This window comes from Nocardia ninae NBRC 108245 (assembly GCF_007990755.1).
GTDB lineage: Bacteria > Actinomycetota > Actinomycetes > Mycobacteriales > Mycobacteriaceae > Nocardia > Nocardia ninae.
The window spans coordinates 113,700-131,685 of the sequence record NZ_BJXA01000009.1 but is presented as its reverse complement, the minus strand read 5'-3'; the positions used below and the strand labels follow the sequence as shown (position 1 = coordinate 131,685).

Annotated in this window: 27 protein-coding genes; 23 read left to right on the top strand and 4 right to left on the bottom strand. The window is 63.3% G+C overall.

Translation table 11 applies throughout. The features are described from left to right. From NN4_RS09735 to NN4_RS09635, 23 genes are all read left to right on the top strand, one after another. The gene (locus NN4_RS09735) at positions 1-516 is read left to right on the top strand and encodes a hypothetical protein (RefSeq protein WP_147129605.1); all 516 of its coding nucleotides are present in this window, start codon (positions 1-3) and stop codon (positions 514-516) included. A 36-nt stretch (positions 517-552) separates the two neighbouring features. After that, the gene (locus NN4_RS09730) at positions 553-918 is read left to right on the top strand and encodes a hypothetical protein (RefSeq protein ID WP_147129604.1); all 366 of its coding nucleotides are present in this window, start codon (positions 553-555) and stop codon (positions 916-918) included. A gap of 426 nt (positions 919-1,344) precedes the next feature. Continuing rightward, the gene (locus NN4_RS09725; protein ID WP_147129603.1) at positions 1,345-1,566 is read left to right on the top strand and encodes a cold-shock protein; all 222 of its coding nucleotides are present in this window, start codon (positions 1,345-1,347) and stop codon (positions 1,564-1,566) included. Positions 1,567-1,604: 38 nt separating this feature from the next. Next, positions 1,605-2,369, top strand: coding sequence for a hypothetical protein (locus tag NN4_RS09720; RefSeq protein WP_147129602.1), 765 nt, complete (start codon positions 1,605-1,607; stop codon positions 2,367-2,369). Positions 2,370-2,382: 13 nt separating this feature from the next. Beyond that, entirely contained in the window at positions 2,383-2,934 is a 552-nt protein-coding gene (locus NN4_RS09715; RefSeq protein ID WP_147129601.1) for a hypothetical protein, read from the top strand. Between the two features lie 111 nt (positions 2,935-3,045). Beyond that, positions 3,046-3,642: a DUF7341 domain-containing protein gene (locus tag NN4_RS09710; RefSeq protein WP_147129600.1), complete on the top strand. Its 597-nt coding sequence runs from the start codon at positions 3,046-3,048 to the stop codon at positions 3,640-3,642. A gap of 64 nt (positions 3,643-3,706) precedes the next feature. Then, entirely contained in the window at positions 3,707-4,060 is a 354-nt protein-coding gene (locus NN4_RS09705) for a hypothetical protein (protein WP_147129599.1), read from the top strand. After that, positions 4,057-4,467, top strand: a complete 411-nt coding sequence (locus NN4_RS09700; RefSeq protein ID WP_147129598.1) for a hypothetical protein — start codon at positions 4,057-4,059, stop codon at positions 4,465-4,467. The genes NN4_RS09705 and NN4_RS09700 overlap by 4 nt, the downstream gene beginning before the upstream one ends. 19 nt (positions 4,468-4,486) lie before the next feature. Then, the gene (locus NN4_RS44870; RefSeq protein WP_186818338.1) at positions 4,487-4,654 is read left to right on the top strand and encodes a hypothetical protein; all 168 of its coding nucleotides are present in this window, start codon (positions 4,487-4,489) and stop codon (positions 4,652-4,654) included. Positions 4,655-4,691: 37 nt separating this feature from the next. Beyond that, on the top strand, positions 4,692-6,008 hold the full coding sequence (locus NN4_RS09695; protein ID WP_147129597.1) for an RNA ligase family protein: 1,317 nt from the start codon (positions 4,692-4,694) through the stop codon (positions 6,006-6,008). Next, positions 6,005-6,427: a hypothetical protein gene (locus NN4_RS09690; RefSeq protein ID WP_147129596.1), complete on the top strand. Its 423-nt coding sequence runs from the start codon at positions 6,005-6,007 to the stop codon at positions 6,425-6,427. The genes NN4_RS09695 and NN4_RS09690 overlap by 4 nt, the downstream gene beginning before the upstream one ends. Continuing rightward, positions 6,424-6,762 (top strand): hypothetical protein, encoded by a 339-nt coding sequence (locus NN4_RS09685; protein WP_147129595.1) that lies wholly within the window; start codon positions 6,424-6,426, stop codon positions 6,760-6,762. Before NN4_RS09690 ends, NN4_RS09685 begins: the two co-directional genes overlap by 4 nt. Then, the gene (locus NN4_RS09680; RefSeq protein ID WP_147129594.1) at positions 6,759-6,956 is read left to right on the top strand and encodes a hypothetical protein; all 198 of its coding nucleotides are present in this window, start codon (positions 6,759-6,761) and stop codon (positions 6,954-6,956) included. The genes NN4_RS09685 and NN4_RS09680 overlap by 4 nt, the downstream gene beginning before the upstream one ends. 3 nt (positions 6,957-6,959) lie before the next feature. Continuing rightward, complete coding sequence (locus tag NN4_RS09675) at positions 6,960-7,898, top strand: phosphatase domain-containing protein (RefSeq protein ID WP_147129593.1); 939 nt, start codon at positions 6,960-6,962, stop codon at positions 7,896-7,898. Next, positions 7,885-8,106, top strand: coding sequence for a hypothetical protein (locus NN4_RS09670; protein ID WP_147129592.1), 222 nt, complete (start codon positions 7,885-7,887; stop codon positions 8,104-8,106). Before NN4_RS09675 ends, NN4_RS09670 begins: the two co-directional genes overlap by 14 nt. Next, positions 8,103-8,240, top strand: coding sequence for a hypothetical protein (locus NN4_RS44865; RefSeq protein WP_186818337.1), 138 nt, complete (start codon positions 8,103-8,105; stop codon positions 8,238-8,240). Before NN4_RS09670 ends, NN4_RS44865 begins: the two co-directional genes overlap by 4 nt. Continuing rightward, on the top strand, positions 8,233-8,460 hold the full coding sequence (locus tag NN4_RS09665) for a hypothetical protein (RefSeq protein ID WP_147129591.1): 228 nt from the start codon (positions 8,233-8,235) through the stop codon (positions 8,458-8,460). The genes NN4_RS44865 and NN4_RS09665 overlap by 8 nt, the downstream gene beginning before the upstream one ends. Before the next feature lie 5 nt (positions 8,461-8,465). Then, on the top strand, positions 8,466-8,738 hold the full coding sequence (locus NN4_RS09660; protein ID WP_147129590.1) for a DUF7427 family protein: 273 nt from the start codon (positions 8,466-8,468) through the stop codon (positions 8,736-8,738). A 1-nt stretch (position 8,739) separates the two neighbouring features. Then, complete coding sequence (locus NN4_RS09655; protein WP_147129589.1) at positions 8,740-9,057, top strand: hypothetical protein; 318 nt, start codon at positions 8,740-8,742, stop codon at positions 9,055-9,057. Further along, complete coding sequence (locus tag NN4_RS09650; protein WP_147129588.1) at positions 9,057-10,241, top strand: DUF7275 domain-containing protein; 1,185 nt, start codon at positions 9,057-9,059, stop codon at positions 10,239-10,241. Before NN4_RS09655 ends, NN4_RS09650 begins: the two co-directional genes overlap by 1 nt. Before the next feature lie 244 nt (positions 10,242-10,485). Continuing rightward, on the top strand, positions 10,486-10,851 hold the full coding sequence (locus NN4_RS09645; RefSeq protein ID WP_147129587.1) for a hypothetical protein: 366 nt from the start codon (positions 10,486-10,488) through the stop codon (positions 10,849-10,851). After that, positions 10,848-11,216: a hypothetical protein gene (locus tag NN4_RS09640; protein ID WP_147129586.1), complete on the top strand. Its 369-nt coding sequence runs from the start codon at positions 10,848-10,850 to the stop codon at positions 11,214-11,216. Before NN4_RS09645 ends, NN4_RS09640 begins: the two co-directional genes overlap by 4 nt. Positions 11,217-11,317: 101 nt before the next feature. Next, positions 11,318-11,638, top strand: a complete 321-nt coding sequence (locus tag NN4_RS09635; RefSeq protein WP_147129585.1) for a hypothetical protein — start codon at positions 11,318-11,320, stop codon at positions 11,636-11,638. Between the two features lie 64 nt (positions 11,639-11,702). Here NN4_RS09635 and dapF read toward each other — a convergent pair whose 3' ends face one another. The 4 genes from dapF to NN4_RS09615 form a co-directional block, all read right to left on the bottom strand. Then, positions 11,703-12,530, bottom strand: a complete 828-nt coding sequence (dapF, locus tag NN4_RS09630) for a diaminopimelate epimerase (RefSeq protein ID WP_222595012.1) — start codon at positions 12,528-12,530, stop codon at positions 11,703-11,705. 28 nt (positions 12,531-12,558) lie between these two features. Beyond that, positions 12,559-14,085, bottom strand: a complete 1,527-nt coding sequence (locus NN4_RS09625; protein WP_147129584.1) for a class I tRNA ligase family protein — start codon at positions 14,083-14,085, stop codon at positions 12,559-12,561. A 141-nt stretch (positions 14,086-14,226) separates the two neighbouring features. Beyond that, positions 14,227-16,059: a glutamine--fructose-6-phosphate transaminase (isomerizing) gene (gene glmS / locus NN4_RS09620; protein ID WP_147129583.1), complete on the bottom strand. Its 1,833-nt coding sequence runs from the start codon at positions 16,057-16,059 to the stop codon at positions 14,227-14,229. Between the two features lie 13 nt (positions 16,060-16,072). After that, complete coding sequence (locus NN4_RS09615) at positions 16,073-17,986, bottom strand: aminotransferase class III-fold pyridoxal phosphate-dependent enzyme (protein WP_147129582.1); 1,914 nt, start codon at positions 17,984-17,986, stop codon at positions 16,073-16,075.

Below are 17,986 nucleotides of genomic sequence, written 5' to 3'. Positions count from 1 at the left end.
ATGGATGTCATGGACAGCGCAACGGGTCCCTTCTCGCCCACAGTGCACGTGAGTGTCGACCACGCTCTCCTGGCCTGCTGCATCTTCGATCCGGGGCCAGTCGGGCAGGCGATGGCGACGATGATCCTTGATCTTCACGCCCGCTGCACTTTCGCAGAATGCGTGCTGAGGCAGCGCGCCCAGCAACTCGACGACCCGTCCGTCATCGTGGCCTCCGACGATAAATGCGCGGTCTCCGACGCCGAAATCGCCGATGCTGTCGCCACGGTCTCCGTCGCTAAGAGCCTCGTGAGATCCGCAGTAGCGCAACAGGACCAGGACGCATTGATCAGCGCGACGGCGATGCTGGTCGAGGCTCTCCACGCCCGCACGATGCTGTTTGCCCGCGCTTGCCCTGCGCGGGGATGGATTACGACATCAATGCTGCACCGGTTCCGCCTACCGCCGGTCGAGGCCGAGCAGATTGTCCGGACGCTGATGCGCCCACGATCCGTGGCCCATTCGACCGCAACGTGAACGGCCGTCAAATACCCGCAACCACAACGAATTTCAATGACCGAGGATTGGGGAGTAATGGATTTCTATTTCGGGTCTCGCGTGTTCAACCCCCCGTTCGACCGTCGCGTCGTCCGGCAGAGCTATCTGCGCAGAACGGGGGCGGCCGTGCGCAGGCGGCTGCTCGCGATCCGCAATCTCACATCTGGTCGCGTCACGCGGCCGTCGCTAGTGCCATACGCCGAATTCGGCACTGCCGCAGCAGTTTCACCGTCCGAAGCGGTTCCCGGCACGTCGAACGACGACCTTGACCAGCGGCTCGGCGAAAACATCAGCGCACTGCAGTTGGCCGAAGGTGTGGAGGAACTGAAGGCGAATGGCGCGGCGGCGCTGACCGACGACGACGAGGACGGTGCAAGATGACGTTCCGATACGGCCCCCAGGAGACTCCGCCGCCATGGGACCTAGAGGCAGAACGATGATCGTTTCCCGTGGCGACGGAGTCACTTGGCTGTTCCATACCGGTGCGAGCTGCGGGCGCTGGGCCAAGTGGGTCGGCCACGCGGAGGACGGAATCCGGGTCAGTTCCATCTGCTATCCGACCGATGGCCATCCCGCATTCCGATGGTGGGACAGAAGTCCGACAATCGGCGACCCAGGCCAGATCAGCTTCGGCCTCGATAGTCGACGCCCAGCACTGAAGTATCTGCGAGACGAATTCGGACCTGAATGGACCCCGCTCTGGGACAAGATCCAACAGGAATACGACGAGAACTCTGAAGGTCTGCGGGCCGCCCAGGCGCGAGGCCACAGGTAGAGCAGTAGTGAGACGCGAGAGGGCTACACCCAATGCCTGAAGGTTCAGTGAAGTGGTTCAACATCGAGCGCGGTTTCGGCTTTATCGCCAACGACGACGGAAGTGATATCTACGTCCACTATACGGAGATACCGAGCAACCGGAAGAACGAAGATGGCTACCGGTATCTCCGCCCGGAGGAGCGAGTCGAGTTCGAAATCGCCGATGGCGAGAACGACCGGCTCAAAGCGATCGACATCCGGCTGGTCAACTAGACGCAATGGAATATGAATACGGAAATAGGAATGGCCGAGTGAATGAAGCGGAAGGGCCGGAGAAGGTGGCCGAGACAGCGCCTATGCGGAGAGGAATGGTGAGCCATTCCGGGAGCCATCCTGTCACGGTTCCGCAAGAACCTGTCGTCCGCGCTGCATTGTGGACCATGATCGGCTACCACATCCATGCGAGAGCAGAACCCAGTGATCCGCTTACGGACGGCACCCTCTACTGGGGTGTAGCCGCTGACGCGCCGGACTCCAGGAAGTTCACGTACTCCCGTTTCTGCTGGCCTGCCGCCCAGGAGGATTGGCTGCCGCTACTGAACCTGCCACGACAGTTCCGTGCCAGGTACCCGGATCTATGGGGGATCGGGCTCAGCTGGCGCGGTGGGATCGAAGCCTTCGCCAGGCCCTCCGAAATCCCCATCGAGATAAGGCTGGCCACCCTCTTCGGAGCATCCACGGCCAAGAACGGGAAGGTCATCGGTGCGATGATCTTCGATCCTCGCGGCATCTTGTACGCGTGTGCACTTCCTGACGTGCACGACGATGACACCATTCCCACCTTCCACTACTGCGACACTCGTCTCCAGACCGCAGACTGGGTCACTGACTGCACACGACCCAGCCCCGTCGCGTTGTCGTGGCTCCAAGCCCTGACGCTGGACCCTGTCGCCAACAACAACGTGTTAGGCGCAGTGCAAGCAAACGGACGAGCCTTCCTGCGGGCGCAGGACCCGGTTGGCGGTATCGGCGTTCATCAAATCCCCGGTGGCGCAACAGATAGTCCGAACGAATGAGGAAGAAAGAGCAATGACGCACAATGTCCGGGTTGGCCGCGCGTCGATCCCGACCACCCGAGATTTGGTCTCCGCGATGAGCGGCCGAATCCCGAAAGATCATCCGGGGGTGGATATTCTGCGAGCCGCCTTTATGATCTCGACCAGGCGAGAGTGGATGCAGCCGTTCAACGTCGAGACCGAGGATGATACAGACGGCATGACGATGTTGAACGATCTGGGAATTTACTGCCTGGAGGAATGTGTCACCACGCCTTTGAAGGACGCGATCAATCGGTCAGTCGGCCATCCGGATATCGGATCGGCGGTGGCCCGCCTGGCGGATGCGTTCGCTGAGTATGCAAGGTCGGGAGGCTTGTGGGGTGTCGCCAGTCATAGTTCTGTGGCAGAGCTGACGTGGGCTCGCTTTGATTACACCAAGCTGCGCCGGTTGATCTATCGGGAGCGAAACTGGGTTTCGCAGTTTACGGTGGCAACTCCATCGGCTGCCGAACTGACGAGCATGTTCGGTGAACAATTCTCTGAACCCGATACCGGCGACAGCCCCGACACCGAGGAATTGTAGTATCGATCCCTTTGTACGACCACGCACCGGAGACGTATACCGGCGATTGATCTCGTCTCGGATGAGCGCGGTAGATATGCTGGCCACACAACTGAATAGTGAGGTGCCAGAATGGGCGATGTCGTTGAACTACGGTTCCGGTTGGCGGTCGCCCGCCTGGCCGACGCGATCGATCAGCTGGCGAGCCCGCGCTTCCTGCGGGTGAACGACACCTTTACCGCGCGGCGGCCGAGCCTATGGGATGAGATGGCCGAGCATCCAATGTTGCAGCACGACAACGGTATTCGCAGACGCTCGGTCGCCAAGTCCGTGCCGCCGCTCCGCCTGGACGTGTTGGACTGGTTGCGCTCGGTCGAGCAGCAGGTGGGGCAATGGTGCGGGGGAGAAGTGTCGCAGGATGCGGTGTTCGGGTTGGGCAGCCCGGCGCGGTGGCGTCCGCAAGACACGGCGGCGATCGAGGCCATGGCCACGACGGTAGATGGCTGGGTCGCCGACGCGGAGACCCTGCTGAACGCTCGGCGCACGTTCGGAATCCGTGGCAGGTGCCCGGAATGTCTTGTAGCACAGGTGTTTACGCGGGATGATGTGGGGGATCGGGTACGGAAGGATGCGCTGCAGGCCACGGACCGGCCTTCGTGCTCGTGTCTGGCGTGCGGACAGGAGTGGGTCGGGCTCGACGCTCTACATCAGTTAGCAGCTGTGTCGTAGATCACATGCCTCTGAACTGCCATTTTGCTTGGTTTCGGGCATTACCGCCTGTTAGGTTCGTTTCATGCCCGACAAGATCATCCAACTCGAGAGCCGCGATCCCGCCCGCTTCGGCGACGTTCGCCTCATCGCCGAGTGCAGTTTCGAATCCGATCGCGGCCAGTTCATCGGCGGAGTGTTCCACAATCCCAACACTGGTGAACTGTGGTGCGGCACAGAGCCAGGCGGCACGCGTCCCTGCTCGTGGGAGAACGTCCACACCACCGCTGATCTCGACGGACCGCACACGGTGGAGGCAGGAATCGCAGTCGTCCTGTCGTGGGAAGGCAAAACGATCAACGGCGAAACCTATCTGACCCGCGCCCGCCGCATTGTCGAAAGCTTCGATCCGCCCCTTGAACGCGCTGGCGTGGCATGAACGCTGCCTGCGCCGATCGGCGCGGCACCCGCACCGGATACAACCGGCACCGCAGGCGCAAAGAGCCAGCATGCACGGAATGCCTTGCCGCCGAGGCGCAACACAAGAACCCGAATCCCAAGTCTCCGCCAGTCTGTGGCACCGAAGCGATGTGGGGCCGCCACCGCAGACGTGGCGAGAACTGCGACACCTGCCGCAAAGCAGTCACCGAACTCGACAAGATCCGCAAGAAAGCCAAGCGCACCAGCGCGCCGCCGCGACCGCTCTATCCCGTCATTCATGTACCCCGAGATGTCTTCGCCCGGCTGTACCTGAACGCGTCCATCGCTGATCAGATGTTGGCCGAAAACCGTATGTCCGAAGCCAGAATTCGTCGGTGCGTCCAGGAACACAACCTCGCCGCCTGACTCCCACAGGGAACCGCCCATGCTGTTCTGGCTGATCCTCACCTGTCTCGCGATGCTGCTGCCTAGCCACGCCGTCGCCGACTACACCCGATACCATCGCACGCTCACCGCAGCCCGATTACGGCTCCAGGTCAGCGCCTCCATCGCGATGTTCTGCGCGGGAATCATCTGCGCGATACCCCTCTGAAATCTTCACTCCCGCAAACAATTTCATAGGAACTATCGTGCATATCCCGCGACCCAAAAACCCGGAATACGCCGCTATCGTCGTGCGCATTCCCGCCACCGTGGCCCTGAAAGGCCGTGACCGCATCGTCGGTGTCCCGATCTACGGACGCCAAGCCATCGTCTCCAAGGACCAATACGAAGTCGGTGAGCTGGCACTGTTCTTCCCGACCGAAGTACAGCTGTCAGAGGCGTACGCCCACGCCAACAACCTGTTTCGTGAAGCGCACTACAACGCCGACCCTCTGCAAGCCGGATACTTCGAACTCAACGCCCGTGTCAAGGCGATCAAGTTCGCAGGGCACCGCTCAGACGCGTTGGTGATGCCGCTGAACTCGCTGACCGGTCTGGGCCTCGATCCGACGCTGCTGCGTGAAGGCGATGTCTTCGATCACTTCGGCGGCGTCGAGATCTGCCGCAAGTACACCATCCCTGTCCGTGAAGGCCGCGCACCGAACATGCAGCGGCCCAAGCAGACCCGCGTTGCCGCCAGGCATTTCCCGGAGCACGTGGACACCGCGAACTGGTGGAGGAACCGCGACCTGATCGGCGACCACGAAGAGATCATCGTCAGCCAGAAGGTCCACGGCACCTCCATCCGTGTCGGTATGGTCCCCACCCGGCTGCCCAAGCCCCGCACGCGGCTGGCCCGCCTCGGGCACTGGATCGCCGAACGCACAGGCGTCCCGATCCAGACCTACGAATACGCCCCCGCCTACGGGTCGCGGCGCGTGATCAAGGACGCAGGCGACCCGAGCCAGAACCATCACTACGCCGCCGTCGATGGTGTGGACCTGTGGACTCGGCACGGCCGGTTGCTCGATGGCTTGCTGCCCGAGGGATTCATGGTCTACGGCGAGTTGATCGGCTGGAACCCGGACGGCACCCCGATCCAGCGCGGCTACACCTACGACATCCCCGCCAACATGGCCGAGCTGTGGGTCTACCGGGTCACCCGGATCAACGCCCAGGGCTACCAGACCGATCTGAGCTGGGATCAGCTCGTCGAGTTCTGCCACACCATCGGCCTGAACCCGGTCCCGGTCCTGTGGCGCGGCAAGGCCGGTGACTTCGCCGTCGACGAGTGGATGGATATCCGCTACTTCGACGCCGGACACGTGCAGGCGATCCCGATGGAATTCGGCAACCGCGACCTCGTCGACGAAGGCGTCGTGATCCGCCGCGACGGCCTCAAACCGACCCTGCTCAAGGCCAAGTCCCCCGCGTTCCTGCGCCACGAAACCGGCGAACTCGACGCAGGTGTCGCCGACATCGAATCCGTGGAATCAGCAACCGAACTCGCGGACGCCGCATGAGCGGGTTCCTGACCGAAGAGCAGATCGGCGAAGCACTGCTGGGCGCGTTCGAAGACCATGCCGCAGAACAGTACTGGGCCACCTCACCACGAGTGAGCAGCGACGGCGCGACCGACGAAGTACGTCTCGAAGGGTTCTTCGATCTCGAAGACATCGCCGAGCGCTTGCGCAGCCGGGTCGTGGTCGTCGAACTCCCCGACGCCGCCGACAAGGCGACCATCACCCCCGGCTACGTGGAATGGCCGGTCGCCGACCGCCACAGCGTCATCGCCTGCCACGAACCGCGCATGGTCTCCCTCGGCGACGACGAGCGCGAACTGTGGCTCACCCCCGACGAATCCCTCTATCTGGCTGCCCGGCTGATCACCGCCGCGCACTCACTCGGCCATCCCTCCCTCGTGAACAGGAGCCCGTCATGACCCCGTGCAAGCCCGCGACCCTCACCCCCACGTTGGAGGTCAAGGTGAGCCCGACCGGCTACACCACCGTCGCGATCTCTCCGGACCGGACGTTGCTGAAGCTGCGCGAAAGCGACGCCGGGAAGCGCACCGACCTGGCCACCGCCGCCCTGATCATCCGCGCACGCATCGGGGCCGTGGATCGCACCTGGAAGGGCAACCCGATGGTCACCCAGCGCGGCGTGGTCGTCGTGCTGACCAACCGCATGATGACCCGCGAACGCAGCTTCGTCGTCTCGCGCACCGAAATCATTCAGGCACAACGCGCTTGGGCGCAGATGGCGGACGCGGCATGAAAGCACAACACCTCACCGTCGAGCATCGCGACAAGATCCTGGTCACCGGAGAAGGAAGCAAACGCAAACGCGGCACGATCCGTGATCTGGACTTCACCGCGAGTTCCTACGTCCTGGCCACCGTCGACTACCCCGCCAAGGGTCTGCTGAAGGTCGCGCTGCCCCTTGATGCCGACATCGAGATCGAAAACTGAACAATGACAACACTTTCCATCATGCGCGGCCCGCAAGGCGCAGGTAAGACCGAACTCGCGTACTCCCTGGTCCGCTCCGAACCCGGCTCCGCCCGCTTCTCCCGCGACGACTTCCGGCGGATGGTCTTCGGCCAGTCCGGCATCCTGTCCTACCGGCAGGAAAACCTGATCACCGAGCTGATGACCGCGTGCGCCGAAGTAGGGCTTCGCAAAGGCTGGAGCCCGATCATCGACGCCACCCATGGACGCGTCCGCGACGGTCGCCGCTGGGCCGACTTCGCACACGCCCACGGCGCGCAGTTCCGCTGCCTGGATGTGGTCGCGACCGAAGAGCAGTGCATCGCCAACGTCGAGGCCCGCGCCGCCGCTGGCGGGCACACCGTTCCGGCGGAAGCGATCAAGGACTACTTCCGGCGGTTCCCGCCGCCGTGGCCACCGATCACCCCCACCTTCGACCGGCTCGACCTGACCCCGTACGTGCCGGACGTGACCAAGCCCAGGGCCATCATCGTCGACCTCGACGGCACACTGGCCGACAACTCCTGGCGCAATCCGTTCGACTACACCCGCGTCCTCGAAGACCCGGTCATCGAGGCCACCAAGACCCTTGTCAACGCCCTTGCCTGGCACTACGACCGCGACCACGACTACGACACCGGTAACGACGGCATCAACATCCTGATCTTCTCCGGACGCGACGACATCTGCATCGAAGACTGCGCCCAGTGGCTCGACAACGAGGAAATCGCCTGGGACGAACTGTCTTTGCGCGACGAGGGAGACAAGAGGCCCGACGCGGTCGTCAAGTACAAGATGTTCGATGAGGTCCGCGACCGCTACCACATCATCGGTGTCATCGACGACCGGCAGCAGGTTGTCCGGATGTGGCATGCCTTGGGGCTCACCGTGTTCCGGGTGGGAGACCCTGATGCCAGCTTCTGACCCGAACCCCGTGGCCGACCGGTTCCAGCGCGAACCCGCACCCGCGAAGGTGATCGGCATCCCCCTGGCAGACACCCCGGCCGATGGCGGGGGCCAACCTCCGATTGGAGAACTGCTCGCCATCGCGGGCCAGCTGCTGCGCCACCTCGACCTGATCGCGCGCCGGTTCGGGCTGCGTTTCATCATCGACTTGGAGGAGACCCGGTGAGCGGCTGCGATCCCTATGAGCCCCGTTTCGGCAAGCCGTGCGAATGCGACTGCGGCGACTACTACACCGATTACGACGGATACGACGCCGACGACGAATACCCGCGCGAGACTGAGGACTTCGACTGTGACTGATCTCCAGAAGCGCCTCGCCGCGCTCTACGCCGTGACCTACCAGCTCGGCGAAGTCTGCCCCCTCGCAGACATCTGGCTGATCGTCGTCGACCACGAACTCTCGGCCAGCCCCGAGCCCTCGGCCGCCGACCTGGCCGACGTGCAAGGCCAGATCCGCGAAACCATGCGGGAACTGGCCAAGCCGATCTTCGCTGAACTCGAAACCCTGCTCACCCGGTAACCGGCATGGATTCACCCACACCGGCCACGACCGGACCGATCGTGTGGAGACGGCACCTCACGGGGGAGCGAGCACTCATCGGCTTGGCGGTGGCGATCCTGGCCTACGAGATCGCCGCCCCCGAAGGGCAACTCATCTCCCACGCCTTCGATCGTCTCCTCGAAAGACACCGCACTGCAACGACGTTCGCTGTGGTGTACACCGCCGCACACATTCTCAACATCCTGCCGCCCCGCGTGGACCTCTACCACGCCATGGGCACGACGATTGGACACTGACTTGACCAACCCCACGCACAGCGAGCGTGTCCGGGACTTCTGCGCCGTCATCCGGTACTTCGTGACCGAGATCGAACGCCCGCTGCTCGCTTCCGGCACCCTTCCGACCACCGACACCTTCGACACCGTGTTCGCCAGGTTGGAGCGGACAGGACCGACTGTCGAGAGCATGGATCTGCGGTTCACCGACGACGAGCTGGCCGTCTGCTACGAAGCCGCCGAATACCTGGGCATGACCGTGGAAAACGCCATCGTCGTCGGCGCGGTCAGCTACGCCCGCCAACTCCTCCACGCCGTGCACTACAAGCAGGCGGCTTGATGCGCACTCTGCTGATCGGGTCATGGGCGGCCCACTCACATCGCGTGGATTTCGGTCGCGACCCCAAGGACTGGGATTACATCGCCGACAACGTCGAAATGCGTATCGGCAATGAGGATTTCGGCTTCAAGGTCGACATCTTGTGGGACGTGACCTTCGAGGATTGGCTGCCCGAAGGTACCAACCGCGTGGCCACGCTCGACGAGTTGACAACGCTCAAGCTCAGCCACTCGGCGTGGGAGCTGCGCAACGGCTCCTGGCGCAAACACATGCGCGACTTCGTGATCCTGCGCGCCTGCGGCGGCAAGGTCGACGAGGACCTCTACAAGCTGCTGCGCCCGGCCTGGGAACGGCTGCACGGACGCAAACCCATCAACCTCAACCAGGACAGCCGCTCGTTCTTCACCGACGCTGTGCAACGACGTTACGACCACGACAGCCTGCACCGGTCGGTGGCCTACACGCCCGGAAAGCCTTTGTACGAGAACGTGCTTCGTGATGGCGCGGAAGTCGAGATGGACATGGGCAAGATCCGCGCACTGGCATTCGAAGAGAAGGTCCGACTGTTTCGGGAGGAGATCTATGCGACCGCGCTGGAGCGCATCCTCATCCCCTCCGGCTACACCGCATCCCCGACGTGGGCCTACAGGTGGGCGCTGCAACGCACCATCACCAGCCTGCTCAAAGGCTGGTCCTCCCGCTTCGTCGCCGAGAACTACCTGACGTTCCTGCGCCCCGACCACGACTACCTGGCCCACCACCTCTCCAACACCAGCTACCTGATCGAACTCGATACCGCACCAACCGATCTCCCCGCCCGGAAGGAAACAACCGACATGGATGACAAGCACGTCGAGCGGCTGTTGCTCGCCCACGAATTCGACACCTCGTATGGACCCGGCACCGGCTGGATGGCCATCAGGGACATGTGCGCGAAGCACCCGGACGGCTTCGATGTCCCCGGCCTGGGCCACGTTCGCCAAACCGACCACGGCTGCAACGCTGGCAGGACACACCAGTACCTGGTCGTGGCAATCGATTTCGAGACGGGCGGGCAGCTCCACTACCGGATCGACGGCTGTTGGGACTCCTGGGACTGCACCTGGGACGGCAGGCTCTACCAGGTCACACCCCGTACCGAAACCCGCACGGTCTACGAACCGGTCACCGCAACTGCGGCGTGAACTTCCATGAGCGAGGACCGCCTATATCTCTCCCGCTGTGCGCAGGGTAGACGGTCCTCTGGCTCGCCGATTCTCGCCACAAACGACGCTCTTGCGTCGTCCTCGGAAAGGGAGTTGCCGACAGCGTAGCCCGCACGGAAGGCGCTGGCAACGAACCGGAATAACGGCTCCGACACCAGACTGCCCGCTCATCCACAAACGCCACTGAAAACCAAACACCCACAACTGAATAGGGAAAACGACGATGAGCTACACCATCGATGACATCGGCGCAGCCGTTGCCCGCCTCGACGACGAGGACTGGGATGACGACTACCACAGCGACGCCAGCAACACCGCATGGGACGAGTTCTACGAGGCCATCAGCTACGGCGACAAAGCCGCCATCCTGCCCAACATCGGCACCGCCCGCATCGTCGACGACTTCGGCGGCGAAGGCTCCGGCGACGACTACTGGTTCATCTTCACCATCACCGACGAACACGACAGGGTCCGCACCTTCAAGCGCAACGGCTGGTACGCCTCCCACGACGGCGGCTACTACGAAGGACCGACCGAGGAAGTCCACGGCGTGGACAAGGTCGTCACCGTGTGGGAGGCCATCGCGTGATCACCGCCTCCGAACTCGAAGAGCTGCTGGCGAACTGGCCTACCGGAGAGCGTGACCCCAAGGTCCGTCAGGAATACCGGGGTAGCCAGGGCTGGTGGACGGTCCATGAACACCTCGTCTGGTCCGACGACACGAAAATCACCCTCGGCGACATGAGCATCACCGTGTCCGACTGCGAAGGCGGCGGCGAAGGCGACTGGGAAAAGCCCACCTACATGGTCTTCCAGGTCGAACACACGAACCGCGATATCCAGCACTTCCGCAAACACGGCGTCTACGAATCCCACGGCGGCAGCCACTGGGACGGCGCATTCGAGGAAGTCCGGCCCGCCACCAAGCTCGTCGACATCTGGGAAAAAGCCTGATCACCGCACGAAAAGCGCAGGTCAACCATATGCCGGCCAGCTCCGCAAGATGATCACCCGGCCGCAGCATCCGCTGCGGCCCAACACCTGGAGAACACCCCATGACCACCACCCGCGCCGCACTGATCGCGGCCACTCTCGCAGCACTGGCCCTCACCACCGGCTGCTCGCCCGGCAACGAACAACTCCACACCAACTGCCGCATCGAAGACCGCATGATCATCGACGGCCGCCAAGGCGACAAACGCGTCATCACCTCCTGCGGAACGTTCTCAGTCAACGACGGATACGGCGCAGGCAACCGGTCTTTCGACCGCTACGCGCAGCTGACACCCGGAACCCGCTGGGACATCCGCACCAACGGCCGCCGCTCAGGAGCCGCCAGCAGCTTCCCCAACATCATCGACACCACCCGCCGCTGACCGGCTTCTCACCGAGGTACTCCGCCTGCGGCTCGCCGTTCCGATTGGGATTGCGGGCAGCAGGCTAGGTCAGCCGACCGGAGAAGACGTGGGTAACAGGGCCGCCGAGCCAGCGAGTTCGGGCGGTCCGTACGGAGTGGGGACGCACCAACAGTGGTGTCCCGGAACGATTGTGGACGGTTATCTGCCCATCACCTTCGAGAAGATCACGTGTACTCGCAATCGCCGCCGCAGCAACGGCTCCACTGCCACAGGACAGGGTCTCCTGCTCCACTCCTCGTTCATAGGTCCGGATCTTGAGCTCTCGAGGGCCGACAGCTTCGATGAAGTTGACGTTCGCTCCCAACGGAAGTGCGCGATCGTGGCGAACTACCCGGCCCCATCGGACTACATCGACCTCATCGACGTTCTCCACGATCGTCACCATGTGCTCGGTGCCGGTGTAAGCCGAGTCGAACCACATCGTGTGCCCATCCACCTCGGCACGCAGGAACTCCGAGTGAACCTCGCCGACCTCGGCGGTCACCCATACCCCCGCAGCGTCTACCCGCGCCTGATGCTCAACGCCGGACATGATCAGCGTCATCTCCGCCACCGACGAGTCCCTGGCCACGACCCACGCCACACAGCGCAACGCATTGCCGCACATGGGACCGACCGAACCATCGCGGTTGAACACCGCCACATCCACAACCACCGGATCGGCGCTGAGCCGACTGACAATGACCAGTCCGTCCGCACCAATGCCGGTGCGGCGAGCGCACAGCTCTTCTGCTCTATCTGCCCAACCGGCTTCGACGCTGTCGACGAGAATGAAGTCATTGCCAGCCCCGTGCAGTTTGTCGAAATACATGATGTCACTGCTCCTTTCAAACAAAAGCGGGGCGGGCACACTGCCCGCCCCGCCTTGGTGTTCGCGGCTATCTGGCGATGCCCGCGATGTCCTCGGCATTCAGAGGCGTATGCATCCTCAGATCAAGCCCCGCTGACGTTCGAGACAGCTGCACCGCGTGATTCAGTACGGAACGCGATGGGACACCAGGCAACCCGAGTTCCGTCCACAGCTGCCCGGCCAATATCGGCAGGATCGGCGCGCCCAGAAGTGCGACACCGAGCAGCCATTCGGCAACGGCCTCAGTCTCGCAATGCTGGGGATCGCGCTTGAACATCCAGTCAGTCAGAACATCGGTTGCATCGACCAGGTCCACCACCGGAGGTCGCAAGTATTGCTGTTGGCGCTCAAGTGCTGCCCGCAACTCAACTGGCGCTGTCGGAGTGCTGGCACCAGGCTTCAGCGCCTCCAGCACCGGCCCCAATGTGGCTGTTCGCCACACCCTCAGCCGGTTGACCGTGGTGACGATCCTTCCGGTATCGATGTCGGAAACGTTGCGGTCCAACGGGATTTGGGTCAGGCAGTAGCGCAGCTCGTCGCTGCTGACGTTGGTCTTGTCGATCACGTCTTCGATCCAGATGCCGTGTTGCTGGCTGGTGCTGCATTTGCGGCCCTCGAAATGCAGCATGTGGTTGATCACCGTGTGGTCGAACGCCTTGAACGCGGTACCAACCGCCAGCACCTGCGGAGCCACCAACCCGGCGATCGAGTTGTCGCTGCCGAACAGCCCGACCACGGTGACTCCGGAATCGCGGTCCAACGCGTTGCCGACACCGGAACGCAGGTCGCTGTAGAGCTGGCCACAATACACGCTATAGCCGTAGTAGGTGTTCGACAGCACCGAATCAGTCGGAGCCAGCGAGCTAGGCACGCCCCATTCGCCAGGCAGCGACAACCGGATTCGCGCGCCCTTTCTGTCGAGGAACGTCTGCACCGGAACCTGGAACTGCCCCGGCAGGCCGGTAGCGGCCAACGCTTCCAACACCGCGCGGGGGGCAGGAGCGAACCAATTCGGGCGATCAACCCAAGTGATCTGCTCGTTCGTCAACCGCGAGCGCGGATTGCGCAGCAAGTCGGGGGAGAAGCTGTCACTGCATGCGGTACAGGAGTTCCCGCCTGCCGCCGCGCCACAGTTGGGGCACTCGCCCGCGATCCACACTCCCATCAGCGGCCGACCGGATTCCACACCCAAAGGCACCCGCTCGGTGAACAGCTCGGCGCGACCACTATCAGACAGCGTCGAGAGCAATCGTTCCTGAACGTGGACGTAGCCACTGTTGTGCTCGGCGCTGAGAGGGTCGACCCACAGATTCAGCTCGACACCAAGCCGATCCAGATCAGATTTGATCCCTGCGTGATACACCGCGCAGGTCTGTTCGGGCGTGCGCCCAGTGGCGAGGCCATCGGCGAGTACCCAGTTCTCGTAAGCATCACTGCCGCTGATGATCTCGACGTGTTCGCCGTCGCGGCGCAACGCGCGGGCGATGACATCGGCTCGCAGGTACGGTCCGCCTCCGTGCCCGATGTGCAGGCGGCCGTTCGGTGTGGGTTGCATGGGAATCAGTAGCCAACGCAATTGAGATAACCCCTTTCGTATCAATGGATTCTGTGTGGTTTTCCGCCGCCATACGCCCACAACGAAAGAACCCCGACCGGTCGAAACCGGTCGGGGTTCTTATGGTTGGGGGGTGGTCGGCTAACGCACGGTGACCGACTTGGCCAGCGACCTGGGCTGATCGATCTCACGGCCCAGATCCAGCGCGCAGTAGTAGGCAAGCATCTGCCCGGCGACCAGCTGCAACACCAGATCGGCGATGTCGTCGCCGTGATAGGGCAGCGGCAGGTACTCCACGAAGTCGGCCACGTCGTCGGCCTCGATGTCGGCAGGACCGATACCGATCACCGGTCCGCTGCGGGCCGCGACCTCGCTCACTGCTGCCAACGTTGCCCCGTAGCGGTCCGGCGCAGCCTGCTTGGACGGCAACAACGCCACCGTGTAGAAATTCTCGTCGATCAACGAGATGGTGCCGTGCTTGAACATCCCAGCCGCCATGCCTTCGGCATGGTGGTAGTTGACTTCTTTGAACTTCAACGCGCCTTCGCACGCTGCGGGGTAAAGGATGCCCCGACCAAGGAAGAACCAGTCGGCCACCGTCGAGTACTTCGCCGCCAGCCCTTGCACGGCTGTGCTGAGGGTTGCGATGCAGTTGGTCAGGGTCTCGGGCAGCCGCTCCAGCGACTCCATGTGCTGGCGGTACCCCGCATCGGTCACGGTGCCGTTCGCGCGGCCGGTTTCCAACGCCAGACGCGCCAGCAGCACGACCTGCGAAACGATGCTCTTGGTCGACAGCACACAGATCTCCGGGCCGGAGCGCTGCTGCAATCGGTGGGTGGCCAACCGCTCTTGGGTCGAATTCGGCACGTTGCAGATGGAAGTCAGCACCGCGCCCTCAGCGACAGCAGCGCGACACACTTCCAAGGTGTCGAAGGTCTCCCCGCTCTGTGACACCGCGATGAGCGGGTCACCGGCCCGAAAATGGGTCAAGTACTCCGCTTCGTCGGCAGGAAGTGCTGTTGCTCGCACACCCGCCAGCGAGGACAACAAGTAGGACCCCATCGACGCCACGTAATAGGCGCTGCCCGCACCGATGATCGTCGCCGGACGGTCGCTGGCCAGAACCGAGGAGAACTGATCAGCGGGCAAGGTCAGCGCGTTGCGAACCGCATCCGGGGTCTCGTGGATCTCCTTGATCATCCAATGCGGGTACTGGCCCTTGTCCGCTTTCTCGTGCCCGCCATCGAGGCGGGTGTACGCACGCTCAATCGGCTCGGGAGCGCCATCGGTGCCCGTGGTGAACAGCTCGGCTCCATCAGGGCGAAGCGCCACAATGTCACCGTCCTCCAGGATCAGAACGCTGGTCGCATCCAACGCCATCTGATCCGAAGCCAACACACCCAGCGTGCCGTCGTGCGCAGCCAGTAGCGGGCTCTTGCGTTTGGCTCCCCACACCGTCACCGGGTCAGCCACGGCCAATACCGCCAACGCGTACTCGCCAGTCAGCCGCCTCGTCGCCGCCGCAATGGCTTCCACAATCGAGTGCCCCTGTCCGAGGAAGCGCGCGATCAGGTGCGCCGCAATCTCGGAATCGGTGCCAGACACACAACTGATGCCGTCGGCTTCCAACTCCCGGCGCAGCTGCGCGTGGTTCTCGATCACTCCGTTGTGAACGATCGCCACCGAACCGTCGAAGGACAGGTGCGGGTGCGCGTTGGCCTGAGTGACACCGCCGTGGGTAGCCCATCGGGTATGCCCGAGCGCCAGCGACGACGCCGGGAGCCGGTCATTGAGACCCGCTCCGAGCGCCCTGCCGATGGACCCCACGTCCTTGGTAACCGATAGCCCAGCATCCTCGGTTAGGGCGACCACGCCCCAGGAGTCGTAGCCGCGGTATTCGAGGACCGCCAAACGCGTCGCCGCCGATCCGGTGACGTTCGCATTTGGTGAGGTCATCCCCACAATGCCGCACATTCGAAAACCTCCGTCAATTCGGTGTGTTGTCCTGGTGCTGATCGCCTGTGACCCGAGACAATGCCGCCAACAGTAGCCCGGTGTAATGCGACGCGGGGTCCGAGTGCGAATGCACCGGCCGAGCCGGATCACCGTAGAACCGGACAAGTCCGCGCAGCATCGCTGCCGCCTGCTGGCTCCCGTGCCGCGCTACCAGCTGGTCCAGCATCCGCGCCGACAGATCGTCTCTGATCCTCCGATCAGCGGGAATCGCTACCAGAGTCTGCAAGATGCAGAATGCCTCCTCGAACAGCGCCGCGACATGGATCGGCCCGTCGTAGCCAAGCTCGAAATCGATCAGCGTCAGCTCGGCGCGGTTGTTCACAATGGCATTACCTGGCCACCGATCGCCAATCACCATACCGTTGTCGTGGGCACGAACCACCACCTCCAGATGCCGCAATGCCAGTCCGTTCACCCACGAATCGGGTGTCTCCGGCGCCGACAGCACCCACTGAAGGGTGCGCCCAGGCACGAAGCCGTAGTCCACGGCATCTGCACCAGGCACCGCGTACATCGGTGCCACAGGAACGCCGATGCCCGCCAGGTCCCTGGTGAGCTTCTGCTGTGCACCCGGCCCACGGACCTTCATTCCCAGATCCCCGGCGGCAACGTCCAGCAGCGCGGTCACGTAACCCGCATGCCGGTTCGACCTCAGAGGTTTGCGTACCACTGTCGTCTCGTCGGCGAGCGATCCCGGCAGCCGCCACAACACGCGACTGGCCGCCTCATCGGCTATGCGCCCCAACCGCGTAAGCCCTGCCCGCAATTCCTCCATCGCCAGGACGTGTGGAGGCTTGACCAGCAATCGCCGATTCTGATCGGTGAGGCGAACGAACAGCCCAGCGGCAGCTGCCCCCTCGACGACCTGATTGGCCCAGGTCTCACGCAAACGCCCCTGAATCGGAGCGATCGTGGCAACCAGACCCACCCGGCGAACGTCGAACTTCGACCGGTCGAAGACCTCACAGAGCGCGGCACCGAACTGCTCAGCCCGCACCGGCAGCTCGTCCTGTATCCCGATCAATGCCTCAAGCCCCGCCAGCCCGGCCGCACAAGCCAACGGCCCACCACCTCCGGTGAACTCCGCGTCGTTGTAACCCAGCACCGCCGATAGCTCGTCGCGAGCGACGACGGCCGCCAGCGGCATACCTGCCCCCAACGCCTTACCCAGACACACGATGTCAGGGGAGACTCCGTGCACATCAGTGGTGAAAAGCCCGCCAACCGACCATCCGAACGCTTGGATCTCATCGAAGATCAGCAGCGTTCCCGCGCCGTCGCATCTCTCGCGCAGCCGCTGTAGCTGTTCGCGCATGTCCTCGACAGGCAGGCCCTGAGCCACCATCAACGGATCGATGATCACCGCTGCCAGATCGCGGCGAGCCGCGACCAGCTGCGTCAGTGCCGCGATCGTCGGCTCATCGGCATGCACCGCGACACGGTCGTCGGCAAGGATGCGTCCACGATGGCTACTGGCCAGACCGAGAGTCAGGTGGGTTTCTCCGTGCCACGCTCCCGGCAGGCATCCGATATGGGGGCGGCGAGTGTGCAGCATCGCGATCTTCATCGCAGTCTCCACGGCGTCGCTTCCGTCACTCATCTTCAGCGACACCGCATCCAAGCCCGCTGGGGCCAGCCGGGCAAGTTCAGCGCTCAACTCCAGAAACGGCACCGTGGAGAACCGACTGGAGGCGAACTGGACACATCGAGCCTGTCCGATCACAGCGTCGGTGACAGCCGCCGCGCGTTGCCCGAAAGCCAGATTCAGCGTTTGCGATGCCAGATCCATGAAACGGCGACCATCCCTGAGCGTGAAGTACCCGCCCTCAGCATCGACGATCGGCGCGTACACCGGCCGCAACGCTGTCATCACAGGGTTGTTCAT